Raw genomic sequence first — 21,932 nt, forward strand, 5'->3', positions numbered from 1 at the left:
CCCATGCCCAACACTGAGCCGATGACTCAGCGTGTGGAGCTCGCCACCGTGATGGACCGGCTGGCCGTCGACGAACTGATCACCGAGTACGCGGTGGCCGTGGACGACGGCGACTGGGAGGGGTACCGAAAGCTGTTCACCCCGGACGGACGTGCGGACTACCGCTCGGCCGGCGGTGTCGAGGGAGACGCCGGGCAGGTCGCCACCTGGCTCACGGAGAGCCTGCGGGTGTTCTCGATGCGGCAGCATCTGATCGTCAACCGGCGTATCACCTTCGGCCAGTGGGACCACGACACGGGCGACACGGCCCGCGTGCAGGCCGACTACGTCAATCCGATGCGCATCGACCGGGACGGCGACGGAGCCGGTGCGGCCCCGGACTTCATCTGCGGCGGCCGCTACGCCTTCGGGCTGCTGCGCACGCACGACGGCTGGCGGCTCCGCGAGGTCGTCGTGCAGGAGAAGTGGCGGCGCCTCCCTGCCCCCGCCCCACGTCCATGATCAACTGATCCGACGCCCTCTGTCCCCGGGGCGTCCGCACCACGCACACTGGAGGGACGCACGGGGTAGGAGGCGCCGTATGAAGACGCTCGGCCACTGGCTCACCTCCCCCTGGCGGCGTTCCACCGTCGTCGCGCTGTCCGGCGCCCTGCCCGTGCTCGCCTTTCCCGCCCCGTCCCTGTGGTGGTTCGCCTACGTCGCCCTGGTCCCCTGGATCGCCCTGGTCCGCTCCGCTCCGACCGCGAAGAGGGCGGCGTACGACGGCTGGTTCGGCGGGCTCGGCTTCATGCTGGCCATGCACCACTGGCTGCTGCCGAGCCTGCATGTGTTCACGTTCGTCATCGCGGCCCTCCTCGGCGCACTGTGGGCGCCCTGGGGATGGCTGGTCCGCCGCTTCCTCGCCGGGACGCCCTCGCGCGGCCGGATCTGCGGCGCCCTTCTCGTCCTGCCCTCGGGCTGGCTGTTGGTGGAGCTCGTCCGTTCCTGGCAGGGCCTCGGCGGGCCGTGGGGGATGCTCGGCGCCAGTCAGTGGGAGGTGGAGCCGGCGCTGCGGCTGGCCTCGGTGGGCGGGGTGTGGCTGATCAGTTTCCTGGTGGTGGCCGTGAACGTCGCGGTCGCCGTGCTGATCACCGTCCGGCAGTCCCGCGTTCCCGCGCTGGCCGCTCTCGTGGCCACGGCCGCCGCCACCTCGGCGGCCTGGCTGTGGTCGCCGCGCCCGGACGCCGACGGCGGCGTACGGATCGCCGTCGTACAGCCGGGTGTCATCGAGGGCGGCGACCGGCGCTTCGTCCGCGAGGAACAGCTCACCCGTCAACTGGCCGGGCAGGACGTCGACCTGGTCGTGTGGGGCGAGAGCAGTGTCGGCTTCGACCTCGTCGACCGGCCCGACCTCGCCCGCAGGCTCGCCGCGCTCTCGAGCGAGACCGGCGCCGACATCCTCGTCAACGTGGACGCCCGGCGCTCCGACAAGCCCGGCATCTACAAGAGCTCGGTGCTCGTCGGCCCCGACGGCCTCACCGGCGATCGCTACGACAAGATGCGGCTCGTGCCCTTCGGTGAGTACATCCCCTTCCGCTCACTGCTCGGCTGGGCGACCTCGGTCGGCAAGGCGGCGGGCGAGAACCGCAGGCAGGGCTCCGAACAGGTCGTGATGGACGTCGGCCACGGGCTGAGGGTCGGTCCGATGGTCTGCTTCGAGTCCGCGTTCCCCGACATGAGCCGGCATCTCGCCGAGGACGGTGCGGAGGTGCTGATCGCCCAGTCGTCGACGTCGACCTTCCAGCACAGCTGGGCCCCCGACCAGCACGCCTCGCTCGCCGCCCTGCGCGCCGCCGAGACGGGCCGCCCGATGGTCCACTCGACCCTGACCGGTGTCTCGGCCGTCTACGGCCCGGAGGGAGAGCGGATCGGCTCATGGCTCGGTACGAGCGCGAGCGCGACGACGGTCTATGAGGTACCGCTGGCCACGGGTGTCACGCCGTACGTCCGCTTCGGCGACTGGATGCCCCACGCGGCGCTGCTCATCGTCGCCGTCTGGTGCGCGGGGCAGGGAGCCCGGGCCCTGCGGCTCAGGTGGCCCGCTCCTGGACCGCGCGTACCACCCGCTCGCACAGCTCATGGGTCGCCAGCGCATCCCGGGCGCTGACCACCTTCCCCGCGCGCACCGCGTCCAGGAAGGCCATGACGACCTGCTCGATGCCCCGCTGCCGGGCGACCGGAACCCAGTCCCCGCGCCGCCGCACGGTCGGCTGCCCCTTGTGGTCGATGACCTCGGCGAGGTTGACCACCTGACGCTTGGTGTCCTGCCCGGACACCTCCAGGATCTCCTCGGCCGAGCCACTGAGCCGGTTCATCACGCCGAGCGCGGTGAAGCCGTCGCCGGAGAGCTGGAGCACCAGGTGATGGAGCAGCCCGTCCTGGACGCGGGCGCGCACGGTGACGTCGTCGACCTGGCCCGGAGCGAGGAAGCGCAGGGTGTCGACGACATGGATGAAGTCGTCGAGGATCATGGACCGCGGCTCCTCCGGCAGCCCGATCCGGTTCTTCTGCATGAGGATCAGCTCGCGCGGATGGTCGGCGCACTGTGCGTACCCGGGCGCGTAGCGCCGGTTGAAGCCGACCGCGAGAGACACCTCCCGCTCCTCCGCGAGGGCCACCAGCCGCTCCGAGTCGGCGAGTTCGTACGCAAGCGGCTTGTCGACGTACGTCGGTACGCCCGCCTCCAGCAGCCGCGTCACGATCTCGGGGTGCACGACGGTGGGCGCGTGCACGAAGGCCGCGTCGAGCCCGACGGCGAGAAGTGAGTCGAGGTCCTGATGGCGCCGGGCCCCGGGCAGATGGAGGCCGTCGGCGACCCGGGCCAGCGTGGCCGGGGTGCGGGTCTGCAGATGGAGTTCGGCGCCGGGCAGACCGCCGAGCACCGGCAGATAGGCCTTCCGGGCGATGTCGCCGAGTCCGATGCAGCCGACCTTCACTACTGGGTTCTCCCTACCGCTTGCCCGCGTCCGACACGACCGAAGCATACGGCGGCTGCGGCGGCCGCCAGTCGGCGATGCCGTCGAATCCGCGCAGGAAGAGGGCCGGGCCGGCCAGGGAGAGTGCGGCGATCGCGGAGTTGCGTACGGCCACGAGGGCGCGGCTCGGCGTCATGTTGAGGCGTCCGATCCTGACGGCCTGGCGGGCCATGGCGGTGGTACGGGGAAGGCGTGCCGCCGAATAGGCGGCCAGGTCGTCCGCATGGTGTGCCAGAACGACCGCGTCCTCGATGGCCTGGTTGCCGCCCTGGCCGAGGGTCGGGGGCATGGCGTGCGCGGCGTCGCCGAGGAGGACGACCCGGCCGCGGTGGAAGGCGGGCAGGGGTTCGGCGATGTGGTGGACGTCGTGGCGCAGGACGTCCTCGGGGCGGGCGGCGACGAGCACGGCGGGGATGGGGTCGTGCCAGTCGCCGTATAGGCGGACGAGTTCGGCCCTCTCGTCCGGGGCCCGCTCCCCCGCGGGCGCCAGGGCGGCGGCGTACGCGTAGACCCGGCCGTCCTTGAGCGGGTGGGTGCCCCAGATGCGGCCCCGGCCCCAGGTCTCGTGCGAGGCGAACTCCGTGGCGGGCACGGGGATCACCACGCGCCAGGTGGTGAATCCGGAGTAGACGGCGCCGGGGTGGTCCGGGAACAGCGTGGCGCGTACGGCGGAGCGGACGCCGTCGGCGGCGACGACGAGGTCGGCCTCCAGCTCGCCGTCGGGCGTCCGCACACGGGCCGGGCGGCGGGCGTCGCCGGGGTCGACGAGGGTGCTCTCGGCTGCCGTGCGGATGGCGTCGGGTGGGAGCAGTGCGGCCAGGCTGTTGATGAGGGTGGCCCGGTGCAGCAGCACGAGCGGGCCGCCGAAGCGCTCGGCCGCTGCGGCGGCGCTGGATCGGGAGAGCCAGCGCCCCCCGGGGGTGCGCAGGCCGCCGTCGCCCGTCCAGGCGGCGAGGTCGCGGATCTCGTCGCCGATGCCGATGACGTCCAGGGCGCGCAGGGAGTTGGGGGCCAGGGAGATCGCGGCACCGACCGGCTCCAGGGAGCGGGCCCGCTCCAGGACGGTGACCTGCCGGCCGCTCAGGTGCAGGGCGGCGGCCGCGGCCAGGCCGCCTATGCCGCCGCCGATGACGACTACGCGCCGGGTCTGTGTCATGACCATTCCTCACTACAGGTGTAGTTCCACACCAACCGTACTACAGCTGTAGTGCGCCGGGTAGATTGAGCTCCATGCCCGTACGCACCGAACCGGCCCCGGCCTCCCGTACCGACCTCGTCGCCGACACCGCGCTCGCCCTGCTCGCCGAGCGCGGAATGCGCGGGCTCACCCACCGGGCCGTCGACGAGGTGGCCGCGCTGCCCCAGGGCTCCACGTCGAATCTCGCCCGCACCCGACAGGCGCTGCTGGAGCTGGCGGTGCGCCGGCTGGCCGACCGCGAGGCGAAGGTGCTGGCGCTCGACGAGATGCCGGACCCGCAGGCCGGCCTCCCCGCGCTGGTCGAGGCGCTGGCGCTGGCGACGCACCGCGCCCTCACCCACCACCGCGAACTGACCCTCGCCCGCTACGAACTGGCCCTGGAGGCCACGCGCCGCCCCGAGCTGCGGGCCTACTTCGACGCCACCGGCGCCCGCTTCCGGGACCAGCTCGCCGTCCTCCTCACGGCCATGGGCTCCACCGCACCGGACCGGCATGTGCTGTCCCTGGTGGCCTGGGCGGACGGGCTGATGTTCTCCTGCGTGGCCGGGTCGTTCAGTACGCGGGTGCCGGGGCCGGAGGAGGTGCGGGCGGGGCTGCGGGAACTGCTCGACGGGATGCTCGGCGCCTGAAATACGTGGCCGGACCTGGTGGATTGGGACACGATGCGGGCATGACGACGCAGCGAAGTGAACCCGCGACCGACGCCGACGAGCGGACCATGCTGGAGGGCTGGCTCGACTACCACCGGCAGACCCTGGCCTGGAAGTGCGAGGGCCTGACCGACGCACAGCTCAGGACCGCCGCCGTGGAGCCCTCGGAGCTGTCCCTGATGGGACTGGTGCGCCATCTGGCGGAGTGCGAGCGGGGCTGGTTCCGCAAGGTGTTGGCCGACGACGATCAGGGGCCGCTCTACTACAGCGACGAGGACCCGGACGGCGAGTTCCATCTCACCGAGGCGGACACCTGGGAGGAGGCCCACGCCACCTGGCAGGCCGAGATCGAGGTCGCCCGGCGCAACGCGGCCGGCTTCGGGCTGGACGACATGTCCGCGGGCAAGCACCGGCGCACCGGCGAGCGCTTCAACCTGCGGTGGATCTACACCCACATGATCGAGGAGTACGCCCGGCACAACGGCCACGCCGACCTGATCCGCGAGCGCCTCGACGGCGCGACCGGCGACTGACGTCACCCTCGCGGAGGGCCCGCCCTCCGTACGGGGCCGGAGATCACCCGTGCGGGGCAACCTCCGCTCGTCCGCTGTCCCAAACCCGCTGCGACCCAGCAGAGTTGCGCGGGTGCATCGAACGACGACGACCGCAACGCTCCTGGTCACCGTGGCCGTCTCGGCCCTCTCCGGCTGTGTGACCGTCCAGCACCCATCCGTCGCCCCGGGCCCGCCGGTGGTGCCGTCCCAGCCGGCGGCGCCCCGGCCCGACGGCCGGGCGGAGCCGCAGGTCGTGCAGGCACCGGCCCAGGAGGCCCTGCAGCTGATCGAGTCGTCCCGCAAGTCGAGACGGAGTGCGCCCCGACCGAAGGAGGCACCCTCCTCCTCCGCCGCCGCACCGGCGCCCGGGCAACAGGCGCCGCGCGCACAGCCGCACGCCCGGCCGGCCCATCCCCATACCGGACACCCCGAGGCCCCGCGCCCGCACGTCGAGATTCCCGACGTCACCGCCCAGGTCCCGAAGCACCCGGACGTCTGCAAGCTCGGCAAGCAGTACGGCGGGTGGCGCAAGGACAGCCCGGAGGCGGTGATCTGCGAACGGACGTACGGGCGTTAGCCGGGCCTGCGTGGCGGACGTCAGCCGCGTGGCGGACGTTAGCCGAGGCCGCGTGGCGGGCGTCCCCGCCAGACGTGCCGGCGGGCATCTGCCGAGCCACGCGACGGTGCTGGCCTGGGCGCCGCGAGGTGCCGGGCAAGGGGGCGTGGGGGTGCCGGGCGAGGGTCGTGGGGGTGCCGACCCATCGGCTTGCTGCCTCACCGGCCACGCCCTCAGCCGCCCCACCGGCCACGCCGCCCAGTCCCCGTCTCAGGGCCGCTGTCGCGGCGGCCGCCACCCTCCGGTGCCGGAGGAACCGTCTTCCCCGAGCCGCAGCTCCAGTCGGCTGATGGCCGCCCGTACCCCGTCGCCGTAGCTGTCGTCGGCGAGTGATTCCGCCGCCCCTCGCGCCCGGCGCAGATGCGTGCGGGCGGCGTCGGAGCGGCCGAGCTTCACATAGTCGGCCGCCAGGTTCAGATGCAGCGAGGGGTACAGCGCCCTGACCGCGAGCGCGCTCTCGTGCTCGGCGAGACGGTCGTCCGTGAGTTCCTCGGCGGCCGTCAACGCCCTCAGGTCCCACGCGAGTTCGTCCGAGGGGTCGTCGTGGGCGTCGGCCATGTAGTGGGCGAGGGTGCAGCGGTGCAGCGGGTCGCCGTCCTCGCCGATCTCCGCCCACAGGTCCAGGAAGCGGTGCCGGGCCTCTTCGCGGTCCCCCGCGTGATGCAGCATGACGACCTGCCCGATCCGCGTCATCACGGCATCGGGCGCCGTCTGCTCCTGTCGCTCCGCCACCGCGTCCTCCGGGCACTCGTCGGTCAATACCACCCGACGCTAACGGCCCCCACCGACAATCCCGGTCAGGCGGCACCGGGCCGGTCCGGCGGGGAACCGGCCCGGCGGCAGTCAGCCCAGGTTCGGGATCGTCCAGTCGATCGCCTCGTGGCCCTGGAGCGCCACCGCCTCGTTGATCTGCGTGAACGGACGGGAGCCGAAGAACTTCTTCGCCGACAGCGGCGAGGGGTGCGCGCCCTTGACCACGATGTGCCGGCTCTCGTCGATCAGCGGGAGCTTCTTCTGGGCGTAGTTGCCCCACAGCACGAAGACCGCCGGGTCGGGCCGGTCGGCCACCGCGCGGATGACCGCGTCGGTGAACTTCTCCCAGCCCTTGGCCTTGTGCGAGTTCGCCTCGCCGGCCCGGACGGTGAGCACCGCGTTGAGCAGCAGGACACCCTGCTCGGCCCACGGCAGCAGATAGCCGTTGTCCGGGATCGGCGTGCCCAGCTCCTCCTTCATCTCCTTGTAGATGTTCCGGAGCGAGGGCGGGGTCTTCACCCCGGGGCGCACCGAGAAGCACAGACCGTGACCCTGGCCCTCGCCGTGGTAAGGGTCCTGACCGAGGATCAGGACCTTCACCCCGTCGTACGGCGTCGCGTCCAGCGCGGCGAAGACCTCCTCGCGCGGCGGATAGACGGGACCCTTCGCCCGCTCCTCCTCGACGAACTCGGTCAGCTCCTTGAAATAGGGCTGCTGGAGCTCGTCGCCCAGGACCCCGCGCCAGGACTCGGGCAGCATGGCGATGTCGGTCACGTCAACGTCCTTATGTCGTGCGGTCACTTCAGGTCTCAGAACCTACAGGCGACCACTGACATCGCGCCGCTACCAGCTGGTCTTCCGGTACAGCTCCCACATCGTCATCATGGTCGCCGGGTCGATGACGTTCTCCAGACCGCCGACCTCCTCGTCCGCGGCCACGTACTGCTTGCCCTGCCACAGCGGCAGCAGCCGTGCGTCGTCCACGAGGATCTGCTGAGCGTCCTCGATCTGCTGGGTCACGGCCCCGCGGTCGCTCTCCGCGCGCGACTCCGGCAGCAGCTTCCCGGTGATCTCGGGGGCGTCGTACGGGGTGCCGAGCGCGTTCTGCTCACCCACGAAGGGTGCGATGAAGTTGTCGGCGTCGTTGAAGTCGGGGAACCAACCGCGCCCGAACACCGGGTACTCGCCCTTCTGGTAGCCCTCGACATAGGTCTTCCACGGGCGGCTCTTGAGGGTGATCGTGAACAGGCCGGAGGCCTCCAGCTGCTTCTTCAGCTCCTCGAAGGCGGGCTTGGTCGTCGAGCCGTAGCGGTCGGTGGTGTACCAGAGGATCAGCGGGACCTGCTCGGTGATCCCCGCCTGTGTGAGGAGCCGCTTGGCCTTGGCCACGCTGGGGCTTCCGAAGTCGTCGAAGAAGCCCGTCGTGTGGCCGGTGAGTCCGGCCGGGACCATCGAGTACAGCGGCTGGACGGTGTCCTTGTAGACCTTGTGCACGAGCGCCGCGCGGTCGACGATCTGGGCGACGGCCTTGCGGACCGCGGGCTTCGCGGCCCACGGGTCGCTGGGGTTGAACACCAGGTAACTGATCTCGGAGGTGGCGTTCTCAACCAGCTGGAGCCCTTCCTTGCGCTGGTTCTCCTCGATGTCCACGGTGTCGGAGGCGGCGAGACCGCGGTAGACGACCGAGATCTCCTTGCTCCTGAGGGCGTCGACCATGTCGTCCGACTGCGGGAAGTAGCGGATGGTGACGGCGCTGTTCTTGGGATCCGCAATGCCCTTGTAGTTGTCGTTGCCGACGAGTTCGGCCTTCTTGCCCTCGTCGTAGGCGTCGAGGGTGTAGGGCCCCGAGCCGCTGATCTCGCCGTCCTTACGGATCTCGGTCGCGGAGTACTCCTCGGGGTCCACGATCGACATGGCGGGCGTGGTGAGCACCAGGGGGAACGTGGCGTCGGGCTGGCTGAGATGGAAGACGACCTCGAGATCGCTCTTCACCTGCACACGGGAGAGAGTGCCCAGCAGGCCCGCGGGGCCGCCGTTGACGTTGATCTTCTTGATCCGGTCGATCGAGTACTTGACGGCCTTGGCGTCCAGTCTGTGCCCGTTGGAGAACTTCAGGCCCTCGCGCAGCGTGCAGCTGTACTCGGTGCTCGACGTGTCCGTGAACTCGCAGCTCTCGGCGGCGTCGGGCTCGGGGTCGGTGCCACCGGGGGAATAGTTCAGGAGCGTCTGATAGACGTTGCGGAACAGCTCCCAGGAGTTGTCCCAGGAAGCCGCGGGGTCCAGCGTGGCCGGGGCACTGGTGGTTCCGACGACGATCGGGTCCCCGCCATCGGAGGAATCCGAGGAGAACACACCACATCCGGCCACCAGCGACGATATGGATGCGATGGCTGCTATCCGCCGAAGGCCTCTGATCCGGTTGAACACGCGCACGCTCCTCGAGCTGCCATACCAAGGGTTGGCAGACCATACCGCAGCTTTACCCGACCTGAACCGGGTCCTCCGGCGTGTGGACAGGAGGCGCTGCTGTGTCGGCGTTGTCGAGGGCCTGTGCACGTGGTGTACATGGACACGGGCGCCACTGGTGTCCAGTGGCGCCCGTGATGCGTGCGAGGCCGGTCAGCCGACGCCGGCGTTGAGGAAGATGCCGCCGTCGACGACGAGCGTCTGGCCGGTGATCCAGTCGGACTGCGCGGAGGTCAGGAACGCCGCGGCGCCGCCGATGTCGGAGGGCACACCGAGCCGGCCCAGCGGGTAGGACGCGGCGGCCTCGGCCTCCCGGCCCTCGTACAGGGCCTGCGCGAACTTGGTCTTCACGACCGCCGGGGCGATCGCGTTGACCCGCACCTTGGGCGCGAACTCGTGGGCGAGCTGCGCGGTCAGGTTGATCATGGCGGCCTTGCTGACGCCGTACGCGGCGATGAAGGGCGAGGGCGCGACACCCGCGACGGAGGCGATGTTGACGATCGCGCCGCCGTTGTCCTTCTGCCAGGCGTGCCAGGTCTTCTGCGCGAAGCCGAGCGCCGAGATCACGTTGGTCTCGAACACCTTGCGGGCCACGTTCAGGTCGAGGTCGGCGATCGGCCCGAACACCGGGTTGGTACCGGCGTTGTTGATCAGGTAGTCGACGCGGCCGAAGGCCTCCATGGCACGCGCGACGGCGACGGCCTGGTGCTCCTCGTCGTGGGCCTTGCCGGCGACGCCGACGACCCGGTCAGCGCCGAGCTGCTCGACGGCCTCCTTCAGGGCGTCCTCGTTGCGGCCGGTGATGATCACGCGGTCGCCGCGGGCGACGAACGCCTCGGCGACGCCGTAGCCGATACCGCGGCTGGCGCCCGTGACGAGGGCGACCTTGCCGGAGAGCTCAGGAAGTTCAGTCATGTCCGTGATCCCTAGTCGAGCGGTCCGCCGGCCACGTACAGCACCTGGCCGGAGACGAAGCCGGCGGCCTCGTCGGTGAAGAAGGCGATCGCGTTGGCGATGTCCTCGGGGTAGCCGACACGGGCGACGGGGATCTGGGTGGCGGCCGCGGCCTTGAACTCCTCGAAGCCCATGCCGACGCGGGCCGCGGTGGCGGCGGTCATGTCAGTGGCGATGAAGCCGGGGGCGACGGCGTTGGCGGTGATGCCGAACTTGCCGAGCTCGATGGCGAGGGTCTTGGTGAAGCCCTGGAGACCGGCCTTGGCCGCGGAGTAGTTGGCCTGGCCGCGGTTGCCGAGCGCCGAGGAGGAGGACAGGTTGACCACGCGGCCGAAGCCGGCGTCGACCATGTGCTTCTGAACGGCCTTCGTCATCAGGAAGGAGCCACGCAGGTGGACGCCGAGGACGGTGTCCCAGTCCGCGACGCTCATCTTGAACAGCAGGTTGTCGCGGAGCACGCCCGCGTTGTTGACGAGGATCGTCGGGGCGCCGAGTTCGGCGACGACCCGGGCGACGGCCGCCTCGACCTGGGCCTCGTCGGAGACGTCCGCGCCGACCGCGATCGCCTTGCCGCCCGCCGCGGTGATCTTCTCCACGGTGTCCTTGCAGGCGGCCTCGTCGAGGTCGATCACGGCGACCGCGCGGCCCTCGGCGGCCAGTCGTACGGCGGTGGCGGCGCCGATGCCCCGCGCTCCGCCGGTGACCACGGCGACCCGCTGCTCAGTGGTGGACATTGCTGGTTCTCCTCGCCCTCGAGAAGGACGCCCATCTGGTGAGCGACCGCTTAGTACCTTCAGCAGACGTGACGCTAGAAGCCCTGGCACCCGGTGTCAACGTCACATGAGCCGAGTGTGATCCATTACCTCACCAGGAGGTTGAGCAGGCGCTCCGGCTCGGCCGTCGGATCGGCGGTGAGTCCGGTGTGCACGGGGCCGGGCTGGACAACCGTCGAGCGGGGCGCGATCAGCCAGCGGAAGCGCCGCCCGGCGTCGTCGGACGCGGCCTGACCCGCCTCTTCGCCGCCGGCACCCACGCTCTCGACGGCACGCAGTGCGGCCCGCACGCCGGCCACGTCCGCGTCCGGGTCGAGGATCAGCAGCTTGGCCTCGTCGAGGTGGGTGCGGACGCCGACGTACGCCTTGGCACGGCAGTACACGAGCACCCCGGCGTTGATGCACTCGCCGCGCTCGATGCGGGGGACGACCCTCAGCAGCGCGTACTCGTAGACGTCCCGGTCGTTGCGCTCGCTCCCCCGGATGATGTGGCGCTCGGTCACTTGGTTCCCTCGATGCCGTTGATGCGGTCGTGGATGACGGCGGCACGGGCGTGCAGCGGGCGGGCGTAGGCGCGGCGGAGGTCTTCCGGGGTGTCGAAGCCGGGCTCGTCGGCCAGCCAGACGTCCGGGATCTCGGCGGTGACCTCGGCGAGGAGGTCCTCGGTGACGAGGGGTGCCAGGTGCGCGGCGGCGGCCTCGACGTCCGGCCCGAAGCGTGCGAGGGCGTGGTCGGAGGCGTCGTAGGGGCGGGCCGCGGAGGCCTCGGCCCCGGGCCAGTTGTGGTGCCAGATCATGGTCGCGCCATGGTCGATGAGCCACAGATCGCCGTGCCACATCAGCAGGTTGGGGTTGCGCCAGGAGCGGTCGACGTTGTTGACCAGCGCGTCGAACCAGACGATCCGGCCGGCCTCCTCCGGGTCCACCGTGAAGGCGAGCGGGTCGAAGCCGAGGGCGCCGGAGAGGAAGTCCATGCCGAGGTTGGCGCCGCCGCTGCCGCGGAGCAGGTCCTGGACCTGCTGCTCGGGCTCACCGAGGCCGAGCACCGGGTCCAGGGCGAGCGTCACCAACCGGGGTACCCGGAAGCCTAGACGGCGGGCGAGTTCACCGACGACGACCTCGGCGACGAGCGTCTTGCGGCCCTGCCCGGCGCCGGTGAACTTGATGACGTAGGTCCCGAGATCGTCGGCCTCGACGAGCCCCGGCAGCGAGCCGCCCTCACGCAGGGGCGTGATGAAGCGGGTCGCGATGGCTTCCTTGAGCATCGCCCCAGGTTACCGAGGGGTGTCTGAACAACGGGCACGCCGGGTCCGTACCCCTGGGCAGTTCACGAGATATCCGTGGAAGGGGACGTGACCATGTCCAGCGAATCGCTTCATCCCACCTCGGCACCGAGTCGGCGCACCGTCGTGGCGGCGGTGGGGGCGGCGGGGCTCGCCCTCACGCTGAACGCGTGCGGGTCGGACGACGACGGGTCCGCCGCCGCCTCCGGCACCGCGCTCGCGAAGACGTCGGACATACCCGAGGGCGGCGGCAAGATCTTCAAGGACGCGGGCGTGGTGGTCACCCAGCCCGCGGCGGGCGAGTTCAAGGCCTTCTCGTCGAAGTGCACCCATCAGGGATGCGCGGTGACGGGGATCTCCGACGGGGTCATCACCTGTCCGTGCCACAAGAGCGAGTTCTCGGTGTCCGACGGCAGCGTGCAGAAGGGGCCCGCCACCCAGCCGCTGCCCGAGCAGAAGATCACGGTGAGCGGCGACTCGATCGCGCTCGCGTGAGACAGGCCACCACGTCGGCCGTGGTCGCCAGGGTCGCCACCAGGGCGAGGGTGTTGCGGATCATCGCGGGGGTGTAGTCGGAGGGCACCCCGGCGATCGCGTCCGTCGGGACGACCACGGTGTAGCCGCGGTTGACCGCGTCGAACACGGCGTTGGGGATCGCCACGTTGGCGGAGACACCGGTGACGACGAGGGTGCGGCAGCCCAGGTTGCGCAGCAGCGGGTCGACGTCGGTGCCCTGGATCGGCGACAGCCCGTGCAGTCGTCGTACGACGAAGTCCTCCTCGGTGACCTCGATCGGGGCCGCGATCCGGACCGCGGTGGTGCCGGACAGCTGCTGGACGGGGAGCCGTTCGGCGGCGCGGAACAGCCGGGCGTTGCGGTTGGCGCCGCGGCCGTCGGGGCGGCGTTCGGCGAGGGCGTGGATCACCTGGATCCCGCTCTCGTGGGCGGCGGCCACCAGCCGGGCGACGTTGGCGAGGGCGCCCGACGACCGTGCCTCCTTGGCGAGTTCGGGCAGTGCGCTGTCCGGGCCCACGACACCCTGCTGGCACTCGACGGTGAGCAGCACCGTGGAGTGCGGTTCGAGGAGCTCGCTGAGCTGTTCGTTCGACGGCACGGTCGCCCCCTGGTCGCCGGCGGTGGAGCCGGGAGCGTAGCCACCATTGCGTGGGGACGGAAGACGCCGCATCCTTTTCTGACGTGATGTCAGAGGATCTCTCCTCTGGCACGACGTGGGAGAAGGAAGAGGGGGCCGCATGACCGTCACTCAGCGCCGGGGCCGGAAGATCATGATGACGCCGGGCGAGCTGGACGAGTTCCTCACCAGCCAGCGCACCTGCCGAGTCGCCACCGTGTCGACGGGTGGCGCCCCGCATGTCAGCACGCTCTGGTTCGCCTGGGACGGCACCTCGTTGTGGCTGTACTCGGTGCTGAAGAGCAAGCGCTGGACCGATCTGCGCCGCGATCCTCGGGTCGCGATCGTGATCGACACCGGTGAGGAGTACGACGAGCTGCGCGGCGTCGAGCTGTCCGGGGCCGTGGACTTCGTGGGCGAGGCCCCGCGCGTCGGGGATCTGTACGCCGAACTCGACGTCCCGGAGACGCTGTTCGCGCGCAAGAACTTCGGGCTGGACGAGATGCCGCACGACGGACGGCATGCGTGGATGCGGCTGACGCCGGACAAGATCGTGTCCTGGGACTTCCGCAAGCTCGCCGTCCTGTAGGGCAGTTCAGCCGACCTTCGCCGCGGCCTCGCGCAGTGCCTCGACCGCCGCCCTGATCGACGGGCGGCGGTCGGCGTCCGCGCGCCAGACGACGTACACATGCCGGCGGACCCGCTGCTTGAGCGGGACGGTGACGACTCCGTCGGGCATCGGGTGCCGGCCCAGCAGCGGGGCGATACAGATGCCCAACCCGGCGGCGACGAGCCCGAGTTGGGTGTGGGTCTCGGCGGCTCGGTGGCCGACGATGGGCTCGATGCCCTTGGAGCGCAGGGTGAACATCAGCCATTCGTGGCAGAACTCGCCCTGTCCCCAGGTGATCCACTCGTCGCCGGCGAACTCGGCGAGGTCCACCTCGTCACGGTCGGCGAGCCGGTGCCCGACCGGCATCGCGACATCCGCCGGGTCGTCCAGGACGGACGCCTTGACCAGGCCGTCCGGCAGCGGCATCGGCTTGTTGTACCAGTCCAGGACCACGGCGAGGTCGAGGTCGCCGCGGACCACCCCCGCGATGCCGAGCTCCGGCTCCAGCTCGCACGAGCGGACCCGCAGCGCGGAGTGCTCCGCCTTGAGGGCGGCGAGTGCGGCGGGGAACAGTCCGCGCGCGGCGGTCGGGAACGCCGAGAGCCTCAACTCACCGACGACCTGCCCGCGTTGGGCCTCCAGATCGGACTGGGCGAGCTCGACCTGAGACAGAATGCGGGCCGCGTGCTCGGCGAGCAGCCGGCCGGCGTCCGTGAGCCGCACCCCCCGGCCGTTCTTGGCGAGGAGCTGCTGGCCGACCTCACGCTCCAGCTTGGACATCTGCTGCGAGACGGCCGAGGTCGTGATGTGCAGCCCCTCGGCGGCGCCGCTCACCGAGCCGTGCCTGGCGAGGGCGTCGAGGGTGCGCAGGCGCTCCAGGTTCAACATGTAAGCAATGCTACGAGATACCGGGGCAAAAATCTCGATTGTGCTACGCGGTGTTCGGCGCCAGGGTTGTCCCATGACCACCGCCATCCACACCGGGACCCGCACCCTCGACTGGCGTCTGCGCTTCGCCGCCCTCTCGCTGATCTGGGGCTTCAGCTTCCTGCTCATCAAGGTGGGTACCGAGGGGTACGCGCCCTTCCAGGTCACGCTGGGCCGGCTGCTGTTCGGGACGGCGGTACTGGCGGCGGCGATGGCGGTGAAGCGGGAGCGGCTGCCGCGCGGGGCGCGCACCTGGGGCCATCTGACGGTGGCCGCGTTCCTGCTGAACGCCCTGCCCTTCTCGCTCTTCGCCTACGCGGAGCTGACGATCCCGTCCACGCTCGCGGGCATCTGCAACGCGACCTCGCCGCTGTGGGGGATGGCCCTGTCGCTGGTCGCCCTGTCGGAGGACCGCCCCACGCGCACCCGGGTCGCCGGTCTCGGCCTCGGCTTCCTCGGCGTCCTGACGGTCCTGGGCGCGTGGCAGGGCTTCCACGGTCTGGACGCGCGAGGCACCGCGATGGCCCTGCTGGCCTCGCTGAGCTACCCGATCGGCTGGATCTACCTCCGTCGCACGCTGGCCGGCGTCGGCCATTCCCATCTCTCCATGGCCGGCGCCCAGTTGCTGCTGGCGACACTGCAACTGGCGGTCGTGACCCCGCTGTTCACCGACCTGCCCAGCCGCTTCGCCGTGACGCCCCTGCTGGCGATCGCCGCCCTGGGCGCCCTGGGGACGGGTCTGGCCCTCCTCATCCAGTACGGCCTGGTCGCGGAGGTCGGCCCCACGACCGCTCAGATGGTCACGTACTTCATCCCGGTCATCGCCACCGCCGCGGGCGTCGCGATCCTCGGCGAGTCGCTGAGCTGGTCGACACCGGTGGGAGCGGTGATCGTCCTGGCGGGCGCGGCTCTGACCCAGGTGCGCCACAGCGCCCCGTCAGGGGCGCGGGGCCGTATCGTCGCGCGGCTCCGCCGCGGGGCGCGACCGGCCCACGCCGAGTCGCACCCCCGTCACGACCTCGCGGCCCGCTAGGCATACCCCCGCACCGGCCCGGCCTCGACGGCCGCGGCGATGGCCTCCGCCAGCGACACCGCCTCCCGCTGCGTCAACGTCGACACCGTGACCCGGATCCCGGGGCCCGCACCCATCCGGAAGCGGGCCCCGGGGGCCACCGCCCACCCCGCGTGCAGCAGCCGCGCCACCGCTCCGGTCTCGTCCGGCACCGGAATCCACACGTTCATGCCACTGCGGCCGTGCGCGGCGATCCCACGATCCGCCAGAGCCCCGATCAGCACGTCCCGCCGCCCGGCATACGCCGCCGACACGGCCCTGGTGTCCACCGCGCCCTCGGCCCACAACCCCGCCAGGGCCCGCTGACCGATCCGGCTCACCCAACCGGGCCCCACCCGCTGCCGCCCCCGCACCCGGTCGACCGTCACGGCGTCGCCGGTGAACACGGCCAACCGCAGATCCGGCCCGTACGCCTTGGCCGCCGACCGCACGAACACCCAGCTGTGAGTGACACCCGCCAAGGGATGCAGTGGCAGATCCACGATGCCGTGCCCATGGTCGTCCTCGATGAGCAGCACCTGCGGGTACTCCTTGAGTACCGCCCGCAACGCCTTCGCCCGCCCAGCACTCACCGCCGCCCCGGTCGGATTCTGCGCCCGGTCGGTCACGATCAGCGCCCGCGCCCCCGCTCCCAGCACCCGACGCACATCGTCCGGGAGCGGCCCCTCGTCGTCGACGCGGACGGGAGCCGTGCGCAGCCCGACCGCCGGGACGAGGTCGAGCAGGCTGCCCCAGCCGGGATCCTCGACGGCGACGGTGTCGCCGGGCTTGAGGTGGACGGCGAGGACGCGCTCGACCACGTCGAGCGAACCGGAGGCGACATGGACAGGCCCGTCCGGAACGCCGTCGGCGTCCAGCGCGGCCCGCGCCAGGCGCGCCAGCTCCGGCTCGACGGCGGCGTCGCCGTACAGGACCGGCTCCCGGTCGTTCCGCTCGGCCGCCGCCGCGAACACCTTCCCCAGCTGTGGCAGCAGCCCCGGGTCCGGGTTGCCGTTCGCCACGTCGCGCACCCCCTCGGGCACATCCACCCGGACGGCCTCGCGCCCGGTCGTGGCCGGTCGGGGCCGCACTCTGCTGCCCCGGCGCCCCGCGGTCTCGATGACCCCGCGCTCCCGCAGGATCCGGTAGGCGGCCGCGACGGTATTGGGATTCACCTCCAGCTCGACCGCCAACTCCCTCATGGGCGGCAGCAGTTGGCCAGGTTCCAGCTCGCCGGAACCCACCGCACGCTCGACGCTCGCCGCGATCTCAGCTGCGCGACGCCCCTGGATCTTGTATCCTCCTAGCACAAAGCAGATTATGCACTAGTGCAACACGGACCGCAAATGGAGAGAGTCATGCAGGGGACCCAGCAGCCGACGCCTCAGCCGACCGCCTACCCGGCGACCGACCGCACGGTCCCCACCCGCTCCGCGGACCGGGCCTCGTACGACAAGGAGGTCGTGCACGCGATACTCGACGAGGCCTGCGTCTGCCATCTCGGCTTCGTCCGGGACGGAGCGCCGGTCGTGCTGCCCACGCTCTTCGGCCGGATCGGCGAACGGCTCTATGTGCACGGCTCGACGGGCTCGCGTCCGCTGCGGATGACCGGCCAGGCCGACCCGGGGCTGCCGGTGTGCCTGACGGTGACCCATGTCGACGCGCTGATCCTGGCCCGCTCGGGCTTCCATCACTCGATGAACTACCGGTCCGTGGTGGTGCACGGCACCGCGTACGACGTGACGGACCCCGAGGAGAAGCTCCTCGCCCTGGACGCGCTCGTCGACCAGGTCGTGGCCGGCCGCTCCAAGGACTCCCGGCCCGCCAACAAGAAGGAGCTGGCCGCCACCGCCGTGATCCGGCTCGACCTGGACCAGGTCTCCGCGAAGATCCGCACGGGTGGCGTCAACGACGAGCCCGAGGACCTCGACCTCCCGCACTGGGCCGGAGTGGTCCCGCTGCGCAAGGGCTACGAGACCCCGGTCGCCGACCCGCTCCTGGCCCCCGGGACCGAACTGCCCGACTACCTCGGGGCACTGTGATGCTGATCCACCCCTGGGACGCGCCCCACGACGACGCCGAATGGCAACAGTGGCTGGCCGTGCACGACTTCGGCACGCTGGTCGTCAACGGCCTGGACGGCGAGCCGCCGTACGCCCAGCCGCTGCACTTCACGTACGACGCCCCGCGCGGAGTGGTCCTGACACATCTGGCCCGGCCGAACCCGATGTGGGCCGCGCTGCTGGCGGACCCGGAGGTCGTGCTGAGCGTGGTCGACGACTACGCGTACATCCCCGGCCCCTGGCAGGCGCCCCCGGACAGCCCACCCGAGCACGGCACACCGACCAGCTTCTACGCGGCGGTCCAACTCCGTTGCCGGGCCCATGTCGTGGACGACCCGGCGGAGAAGGCCGCGCTGCTCAACCGCCAGGTCGGCCACTTCCAGCCGGAAGGTGGCTCCGCCGAGGTGGCGGCCGGCGAGGCGCCGTACGGCCGACTGCTCTCCGGTCTGCGGGGTGTGCGGCTCGAAGTCACCGGTGTACGCGCGAAGTTCAAGTACGCGAACCATCGGACGCCGCAGGTGCAGGACCGGATCGTGGAGAGGCTGACGGAACGGTCCGGGCCGGGTGACGCGGCGGCGCGCGAGCATCTGCTCCGCCGCCGCGGAGTCTGAGCGAAGGGGCCCTCACCACAAGGTGAGGGCCCCCCGGCGTCAGACCACCGGCCGTTGCGCTCCGCGCGCCTCCGTCACCGCGAGCCCCGTGACAGCCCCGAGCATGAGCAGAGTGCCGGCGAGGGTCGGCGTCGTCAGCCGCTCGCCGAGCAGGACGACGGCGAGTACCGCCGCGCCGACCGGCTCGAGCAGCATGATCACGGACACGGTGGCCGACCGTACGGCGGCCGCGCCCGCGAAGTAGAGGCCGTAGGCGAGGGCCGTGGGAACGGCCGCGAGGTAGACCAGCAGCAGGAGCAGCAGGCCGGGTCGCGCGGTGTGCGGCACCAGGCCCTCGGCCAGGGCGAACGGCAGCAGCAGCACGCTGGTGACGGCGAACACCCCGACGGACGTGCTGGCGGCGTCCGCCCCGCCGTCACGACCCCAGCGGCGCGTGAGCAGCGTCATCGACGACCCTCCGGCCGCCGACACCAGCCCGAGCAGAACGCCCGACGGGCGGACGGTGGAACCCTCGCCGCCGAGCATCAGCACCCCGAGACCGGCGAGCGCGCCGACGACGGCGACGGCCCCGCCGCGCCCGAGCCGCTCCCCCAGGGTCAGTCGTGCGCCGAGCGCGACGAGGACGGGACCCGCGCCGAGCGTGACGACCGTGGCCACGGCGAGTCCGGTGGACTCCACCGCCGCGAAATAGCCGGTCTGGAACACGGCGAGCCCAAGACCCGTGGCACCCGCCCGCAGTCCCTTGCGACGGAGCGGTTCCCGTACGGCGGTCCGGGGCCGCGGGCGCACCAGGCGTACGGCGGTGAGCAGTACGAGCCCGGAAGCGCAGCGCCAGAAGGACAGGGCGACCGGTCCCAGGTCGCTGACCCCGTAGGCCAGCGCGGCGACCGCGCCCGCGGTGCCCCAGGCGGCACCGGCGATGATCAGATAGAGAAGGCCTCGCCCGATGGGCAGGCCGGAAGCAGCATTCGACACTTGTCGTCTCCGCAGACATGGAGAAGTGAGGAACCCGGCTCAGCGGGATCCGTGGACTTCGTCCGCGGGCAGCACCGTTCCGCCCGGCGCACAGCCGGGCGTGATCTCCGGAGGGCCCGCCTCAGGCGGCGGGCGGCGCGAGGATGACGCGGTGCGAATGCATGATCGGCAGCCTAGGAGGCGCTCGACCGAGCCGACAACTCCCTTTCCGGGCCGCCGCTCGCCACCGGTTCCGGGGTGGGATGCGCGGGGGCCGAGGACTGCGCGATGAAGGCACCGGCCAGGACGACCGCGCCACCGATGATCTGCGGGGCGGACAGATGCTCGCCGAGCAGGACCCAGGCCAGGACGGTCGCGATGACCGCTTCGAGGCAGGCGACGACGCCGGCGACCTGCGGGGAGAGGCGGCGCACGGAGACCACGCCGGTGACGTAGGCGACGACCGTGGCGATGAGGACGATCCAGGACAGCAGCAGGGCGGCGGCGACCGGGGTGCCGTTCATGTCCCCGGTGCCGCCGAGGACGGACCAGTCCATCGTCCAGGGGCGGGCGACGACGGTGAGCACGGCGGCGCCGACGAGGAGGCCGTACGCGATGACGCCGAGCGGATCGGGGGCGTCGGCACCGGAGTCGCTGCCCTGGTCGGACAGGACGAAGTAGCCGACCTGGCAGCAGGCGGCACCCAGTGCCAGGAGCAGGCCCACGGCATCGAAGCTCAGCCCCGACCAGACCTCCACGACACAGGCGAGCCCGCCGACCGCGAGGACCACCCCGAGCGCGGCGGCCCGCGTGACCGGCCGCCGCTGCACGAAGCGGACCCAGCCGAGGACGAGGGCGGGGGCGAGGTACTCGACGAGCAGGGCGACGCCGACGGGTATGCGGGAGATCGAGGCGAAGTAGAACGCCTGGACGCCGGCCACGCCCAGCAGGCCGAACCCGGCGAGCAGCGCGGGGCGACTGCGCAGCAGCGCACGGTGCCGGACGGCGAGCGGCAGCATCACGAGCGCCGCGCCGGTCACGCGCAGCCACACCACATGGAGCGGGTCGAGCCCCGCCTCGATCAGCGGCTTGGCCGCGACACCGGATCCTCCGAAGGCGACCGCCGACGCGAGCGCGAGTCCGAGCCCGACGCCCTTTCCGCGGTTGCCGCCCCTGCTGTCAGTCGTATGCACCGACACATGATGACAGGCGATGACAGGAGCGTCACCCCCGATGACACCTGTCTCAGCGGCTGGACCGGCACACCCTGGGGCAAGGGGGTGGCGCGCGGGTGGGACGAGGGGGCGCCCGCGGGCACACCGAGGGGGTGCCGCGTCGAGCTCAGGAAGGGCTCTGCGCCCGGCTCTCGATCCGGCCCAGCACCGCACCCGCGTCGATGCCCGCGCGGGTGAGGACCTCGACAGCGCGGGCCTGCGGGTCGATGACGAGGGCCGTCAGCAGGTCCATCCCGTTCGCACGGTCGGCGCCGCGGTGGACGGCGCGCTCACCGGCGTACTCCATCGCCCCCGCGGCCAGCGGTGAGAGGCCGTCCGCCTCGGTCACCACGGGGACCGCGCCGGAGTCCTCGACGCTGCCCTGCCAGCGCAGTCCGTAGCCGATGCTGCGCTGCACGAGATAGCCGAGCAACCGCGCGAGCTGCGGGCCGTCCTCGAAGACGGCGCGCACCTCGGGGTCGTACTCCAGGAGCGAGTGCAGCAGATGGGCCGTGTCGATCTGCCGGTCCCCGTCCCGGACCGATCGGCGGCGCGCTCCGGAGACCACCGTCGCCAGCTCTTCGCCGAGCCTGGCATCGATGTCCGCGCGGTTGCTGCCCGGCTCGTTCACGGATTGCCGGGGGATACGGGGTGGCACATCCCCCACCTCATCAGCCACGCCGACCCGGGTCATCCCCGGAGGGAACCATTTTCGCGTCCCACACAGAGTGGACCCCGGTGGCCGGAATCTCCTCCTTACGGATGAGATCAGGCCGTTCACCCCGCAGCGGCGCGTGCCTCCTTGCCCCGCGCCCCGCACGCAACCACCGTGCTCCCTCGTTCGTCCAACACGGACATGGAGAGCAGGTACTGGCTGGTGGCTCTGCCGGCCATCGACGGCAGGGAGTACGTGTACCGGGTGTACGCCCCGGAGGACGCGCTGCTCGCCGACCTGTTCTGGGAGGCGTGGCACTGCCACGACGAGAGCGCCTTCCCCCGGGCGTGGGACCTGTTCGACGCGGCGGTGATACGGCTCGTGGCCTGAGCGGCACCCCGGCTCCGGGGTCTCCACACTTTCTGACGGTTCATCAGCATTGAATGTTTCAGGCC

The 21,932-nt window shown here is 71.5% G+C and carries 26 protein-coding genes; 11 read left to right on the forward strand and 15 right to left on the reverse strand.

Features of this window, described 5'->3' with window-relative positions; translation table 11 throughout:
• Nucleotides 1-21: 21 nt before the first annotated feature.
• Both OHU89_RS09840 and lnt read left to right on the forward strand, forming a co-directional pair.
• Nucleotides 22-501: a nuclear transport factor 2 family protein gene (locus tag OHU89_RS09840; RefSeq protein WP_405641755.1), complete on the forward strand. Its 480-nt coding sequence runs from the start codon at nucleotides 22-24 to the stop codon at nucleotides 499-501.
• A 79-nt stretch (nucleotides 502-580) separates the two neighbouring features.
• Entirely contained in the window at nucleotides 581-2,146 is a 1,566-nt protein-coding gene (lnt, locus tag OHU89_RS09845) for an apolipoprotein N-acyltransferase (RefSeq protein ID WP_405641756.1), read from the forward strand.
• Here the strand turns inward: lnt and OHU89_RS09850 are convergent.
• Nucleotides 2,070-2,975, reverse strand: coding sequence for a Gfo/Idh/MocA family protein (locus OHU89_RS09850; RefSeq protein WP_405641757.1), 906 nt, complete (start codon nucleotides 2,973-2,975; stop codon nucleotides 2,070-2,072). The two genes, lnt and OHU89_RS09850, sit on opposite strands and share 77 nt — an antisense overlap.
• Nucleotides 2,976-2,988: 13 nt before the next feature.
• The gene (locus OHU89_RS09855; RefSeq protein WP_405641759.1) at nucleotides 2,989-4,170 is read right to left on the reverse strand and encodes an FAD-dependent monooxygenase; all 1,182 of its coding nucleotides are present in this window, start codon (nucleotides 4,168-4,170) and stop codon (nucleotides 2,989-2,991) included.
• A gap of 74 nt (nucleotides 4,171-4,244) precedes the next feature.
• Here OHU89_RS09855 and OHU89_RS09860 point away from each other — a divergent pair, with 74 nt between their 5' ends.
• The 3 genes from OHU89_RS09860 (at nucleotide 4,245) to OHU89_RS09870 (ending at nucleotide 5,993) form a co-directional block, all read left to right on the forward strand.
• On the forward strand, nucleotides 4,245-4,841 hold the full coding sequence (locus OHU89_RS09860) for a TetR/AcrR family transcriptional regulator (RefSeq protein ID WP_405641761.1): 597 nt from the start codon (nucleotides 4,245-4,247) through the stop codon (nucleotides 4,839-4,841).
• A 41-nt stretch (nucleotides 4,842-4,882) separates the two neighbouring features.
• Nucleotides 4,883-5,395 (forward strand): DinB family protein, encoded by a 513-nt coding sequence (locus tag OHU89_RS09865; protein WP_266832673.1) that lies wholly within the window; start codon nucleotides 4,883-4,885, stop codon nucleotides 5,393-5,395.
• Nucleotides 5,396-5,507: 112 nt separating this feature from the next.
• Nucleotides 5,508-5,993: a hypothetical protein gene (locus OHU89_RS09870; RefSeq protein WP_405641762.1), complete on the forward strand. Its 486-nt coding sequence runs from the start codon at nucleotides 5,508-5,510 to the stop codon at nucleotides 5,991-5,993.
• Nucleotides 5,994-6,242: 249 nt separating this feature from the next.
• Here the strand turns inward: OHU89_RS09870 and OHU89_RS09875 are convergent, their stop codons facing one another.
• The 7 genes from OHU89_RS09875 to OHU89_RS09905 form a co-directional block, all read right to left on the reverse strand.
• The gene (locus OHU89_RS09875) at nucleotides 6,243-6,764 is read right to left on the reverse strand and encodes a hypothetical protein (RefSeq protein ID WP_405641764.1); all 522 of its coding nucleotides are present in this window, start codon (nucleotides 6,762-6,764) and stop codon (nucleotides 6,243-6,245) included.
• Nucleotides 6,765-6,875: 111 nt separating this feature from the next.
• Nucleotides 6,876-7,559 (reverse strand): uracil-DNA glycosylase, encoded by a 684-nt coding sequence (locus tag OHU89_RS09880; protein WP_266895314.1) that lies wholly within the window; start codon nucleotides 7,557-7,559, stop codon nucleotides 6,876-6,878.
• 69 nt (nucleotides 7,560-7,628) lie between these two features.
• Nucleotides 7,629-9,212: an ABC transporter substrate-binding protein gene (locus OHU89_RS09885; RefSeq protein ID WP_405641766.1), complete on the reverse strand. Its 1,584-nt coding sequence runs from the start codon at nucleotides 9,210-9,212 to the stop codon at nucleotides 7,629-7,631.
• A gap of 192 nt (nucleotides 9,213-9,404) precedes the next feature.
• Entirely contained in the window at nucleotides 9,405-10,166 is a 762-nt protein-coding gene (locus OHU89_RS09890) for an SDR family oxidoreductase (protein ID WP_405641767.1), read from the reverse strand.
• A gap of 11 nt (nucleotides 10,167-10,177) precedes the next feature.
• Nucleotides 10,178-10,939 carry a 3-oxoacyl-ACP reductase FabG gene (gene fabG / locus OHU89_RS09895; protein ID WP_365407650.1) on the reverse strand — a complete coding sequence of 254 codons (762 nt, stop codon included), beginning with the start codon at nucleotides 10,937-10,939 and terminating at the stop codon, nucleotides 10,178-10,180.
• A gap of 125 nt (nucleotides 10,940-11,064) precedes the next feature.
• Nucleotides 11,065-11,481 (reverse strand): DUF3037 domain-containing protein, encoded by a 417-nt coding sequence (locus OHU89_RS09900; RefSeq protein WP_266895309.1) that lies wholly within the window; start codon nucleotides 11,479-11,481, stop codon nucleotides 11,065-11,067.
• Nucleotides 11,478-12,242: a HipA family kinase gene (locus OHU89_RS09905; RefSeq protein WP_405641770.1), complete on the reverse strand. Its 765-nt coding sequence runs from the start codon at nucleotides 12,240-12,242 to the stop codon at nucleotides 11,478-11,480. The genes OHU89_RS09900 and OHU89_RS09905 overlap by 4 nt, the downstream gene beginning before the upstream one ends.
• Nucleotides 12,243-12,335: 93 nt before the next feature.
• Here OHU89_RS09905 and OHU89_RS09910 point away from each other — a divergent pair, with 93 nt between their 5' ends.
• Nucleotides 12,336-12,755 (forward strand): Rieske (2Fe-2S) protein, encoded by a 420-nt coding sequence (locus OHU89_RS09910; protein WP_266895305.1) that lies wholly within the window; start codon nucleotides 12,336-12,338, stop codon nucleotides 12,753-12,755.
• Here the strand turns inward: OHU89_RS09910 and OHU89_RS09915 are convergent.
• Nucleotides 12,721-13,374, reverse strand: a complete 654-nt coding sequence (locus OHU89_RS09915; protein ID WP_405641772.1) for a cysteine hydrolase — start codon at nucleotides 13,372-13,374, stop codon at nucleotides 12,721-12,723. The two genes, OHU89_RS09910 and OHU89_RS09915, sit on opposite strands and share 35 nt — an antisense overlap.
• A 139-nt stretch (nucleotides 13,375-13,513) precedes the next feature.
• Between OHU89_RS09915 and OHU89_RS09920 the strand changes: the two genes are divergently transcribed.
• Entirely contained in the window at nucleotides 13,514-13,981 is a 468-nt protein-coding gene (locus OHU89_RS09920) for a pyridoxamine 5'-phosphate oxidase family protein (RefSeq protein WP_266895302.1), read from the forward strand.
• A 6-nt stretch (nucleotides 13,982-13,987) separates the two neighbouring features.
• On the opposite strand, the gene OHU89_RS09925 is transcribed toward OHU89_RS09920, so the two are convergent.
• Nucleotides 13,988-14,890 carry a LysR family transcriptional regulator gene (locus OHU89_RS09925; RefSeq protein WP_405641774.1) on the reverse strand — a complete coding sequence of 301 codons (903 nt, stop codon included), beginning with the start codon at nucleotides 14,888-14,890 and terminating at the stop codon, nucleotides 13,988-13,990.
• Between the two features lie 73 nt (nucleotides 14,891-14,963).
• On the opposite strand from OHU89_RS09925, the gene OHU89_RS09930 reads away from it, so the two are divergent.
• A complete protein-coding gene (locus OHU89_RS09930) occupies nucleotides 14,964-15,962 on the forward strand; it encodes a DMT family transporter (RefSeq protein ID WP_405641776.1) in 999 nt (332 codons plus the stop codon).
• Here OHU89_RS09930 and OHU89_RS09935 read toward each other — a convergent pair.
• Nucleotides 15,959-17,290 carry an aminotransferase class I/II-fold pyridoxal phosphate-dependent enzyme gene (locus tag OHU89_RS09935; protein ID WP_405641777.1) on the reverse strand — a complete coding sequence of 444 codons (1,332 nt, stop codon included), beginning with the start codon at nucleotides 17,288-17,290 and terminating at the stop codon, nucleotides 15,959-15,961. The genes OHU89_RS09930 and OHU89_RS09935 overlap by 4 nt on opposite strands.
• A 48-nt stretch (nucleotides 17,291-17,338) precedes the next feature.
• On the opposite strand from OHU89_RS09935, the gene OHU89_RS09940 reads away from it, so the two are divergent.
• Nucleotides 17,339-18,022 (forward strand): pyridoxamine 5'-phosphate oxidase family protein, encoded by a 684-nt coding sequence (locus tag OHU89_RS09940; RefSeq protein ID WP_405641778.1) that lies wholly within the window; start codon nucleotides 17,339-17,341, stop codon nucleotides 18,020-18,022.
• Entirely contained in the window at nucleotides 18,022-18,654 is a 633-nt protein-coding gene (locus tag OHU89_RS09945; RefSeq protein ID WP_405641780.1) for an FMN-binding negative transcriptional regulator, read from the forward strand. Before OHU89_RS09940 ends, OHU89_RS09945 begins: the two co-directional genes overlap by 1 nt.
• A 39-nt stretch (nucleotides 18,655-18,693) precedes the next feature.
• On the opposite strand, the gene OHU89_RS09950 is transcribed toward OHU89_RS09945, so the two are convergent.
• The 3 genes from OHU89_RS09950 to OHU89_RS09960 all read right to left on the reverse strand — a co-directional run bounded on the left by OHU89_RS09950 (nucleotide 18,694) and on the right by OHU89_RS09960 (nucleotide 21,480).
• The gene (locus OHU89_RS09950) at nucleotides 18,694-19,629 is read right to left on the reverse strand and encodes a DMT family transporter (RefSeq protein ID WP_405641781.1); all 936 of its coding nucleotides are present in this window, start codon (nucleotides 19,627-19,629) and stop codon (nucleotides 18,694-18,696) included.
• A 173-nt stretch (nucleotides 19,630-19,802) separates the two neighbouring features.
• Nucleotides 19,803-20,807, reverse strand: a complete 1,005-nt coding sequence (locus OHU89_RS09955; RefSeq protein ID WP_405641783.1) for an EamA family transporter — start codon at nucleotides 20,805-20,807, stop codon at nucleotides 19,803-19,805.
• A gap of 142 nt (nucleotides 20,808-20,949) precedes the next feature.
• Nucleotides 20,950-21,480, reverse strand: coding sequence for a Clp protease N-terminal domain-containing protein (locus OHU89_RS09960; RefSeq protein ID WP_405654404.1), 531 nt, complete (start codon nucleotides 21,478-21,480; stop codon nucleotides 20,950-20,952).
• A gap of 171 nt (nucleotides 21,481-21,651) precedes the next feature.
• On the opposite strand from OHU89_RS09960, the gene OHU89_RS09965 reads away from it, so the two are divergent.
• A complete protein-coding gene (locus OHU89_RS09965) occupies nucleotides 21,652-21,867 on the forward strand; it encodes a hypothetical protein (protein ID WP_405655101.1) in 216 nt (71 codons plus the stop codon).
• Nucleotides 21,868-21,932 lie beyond the last annotated feature (65 nt).

The organism is Streptomyces sp. NBC_00019 (assembly GCF_045041015.1).
Lineage (GTDB): Bacteria > Actinomycetota > Actinomycetes > Streptomycetales > Streptomycetaceae > Streptomyces.

Coding starts and splice junctions, on each gene's coding strand:
- OHU89_RS09840 (WP_405641755.1), top strand. CDS start 22: ATGACTCAGCGTGTGGAGCTCGCCACCGTGATGGACCGGCTGGCCGTC.
- lnt (WP_405641756.1), top strand. CDS start 581: ATGAAGACGCTCGGCCACTGGCTCACCTCCCCCTGGCGGCGTTCCACC.
- OHU89_RS09855 (WP_405641759.1), bottom strand. CDS start 4,170: ATGACACAGACCCGGCGCGTAGTCGTCATCGGCGGCGGCATAGGCGGC.
- OHU89_RS09860 (WP_405641761.1), top strand. CDS start 4,245: ATGCCCGTACGCACCGAACCGGCCCCGGCCTCCCGTACCGACCTCGTC.
- OHU89_RS09865 (WP_266832673.1), top strand. CDS start 4,883: ATGACGACGCAGCGAAGTGAACCCGCGACCGACGCCGACGAGCGGACC.
- OHU89_RS09890 (WP_405641767.1), bottom strand. CDS start 10,166: ATGACTGAACTTCCTGAGCTCTCCGGCAAGGTCGCCCTCGTCACGGGC.
- fabG (WP_365407650.1), bottom strand. CDS start 10,939: ATGTCCACCACTGAGCAGCGGGTCGCCGTGGTCACCGGCGGAGCGCGG.
- OHU89_RS09905 (WP_405641770.1), bottom strand. CDS start 12,242: ATGCTCAAGGAAGCCATCGCGACCCGCTTCATCACGCCCCTGCGTGAG.
- OHU89_RS09910 (WP_266895305.1), top strand. CDS start 12,336: ATGTCCAGCGAATCGCTTCATCCCACCTCGGCACCGAGTCGGCGCACC.
- OHU89_RS09920 (WP_266895302.1), top strand. CDS start 13,514: ATGACCGTCACTCAGCGCCGGGGCCGGAAGATCATGATGACGCCGGGC.
- OHU89_RS09925 (WP_405641774.1), bottom strand. CDS start 14,890: ATGTTGAACCTGGAGCGCCTGCGCACCCTCGACGCCCTCGCCAGGCAC.
- OHU89_RS09930 (WP_405641776.1), top strand. CDS start 14,964: ATGACCACCGCCATCCACACCGGGACCCGCACCCTCGACTGGCGTCTG.
- OHU89_RS09940 (WP_405641778.1), top strand. CDS start 17,339: ATGCAGGGGACCCAGCAGCCGACGCCTCAGCCGACCGCCTACCCGGCG.
- OHU89_RS09945 (WP_405641780.1), top strand. CDS start 18,022: ATGCTGATCCACCCCTGGGACGCGCCCCACGACGACGCCGAATGGCAA.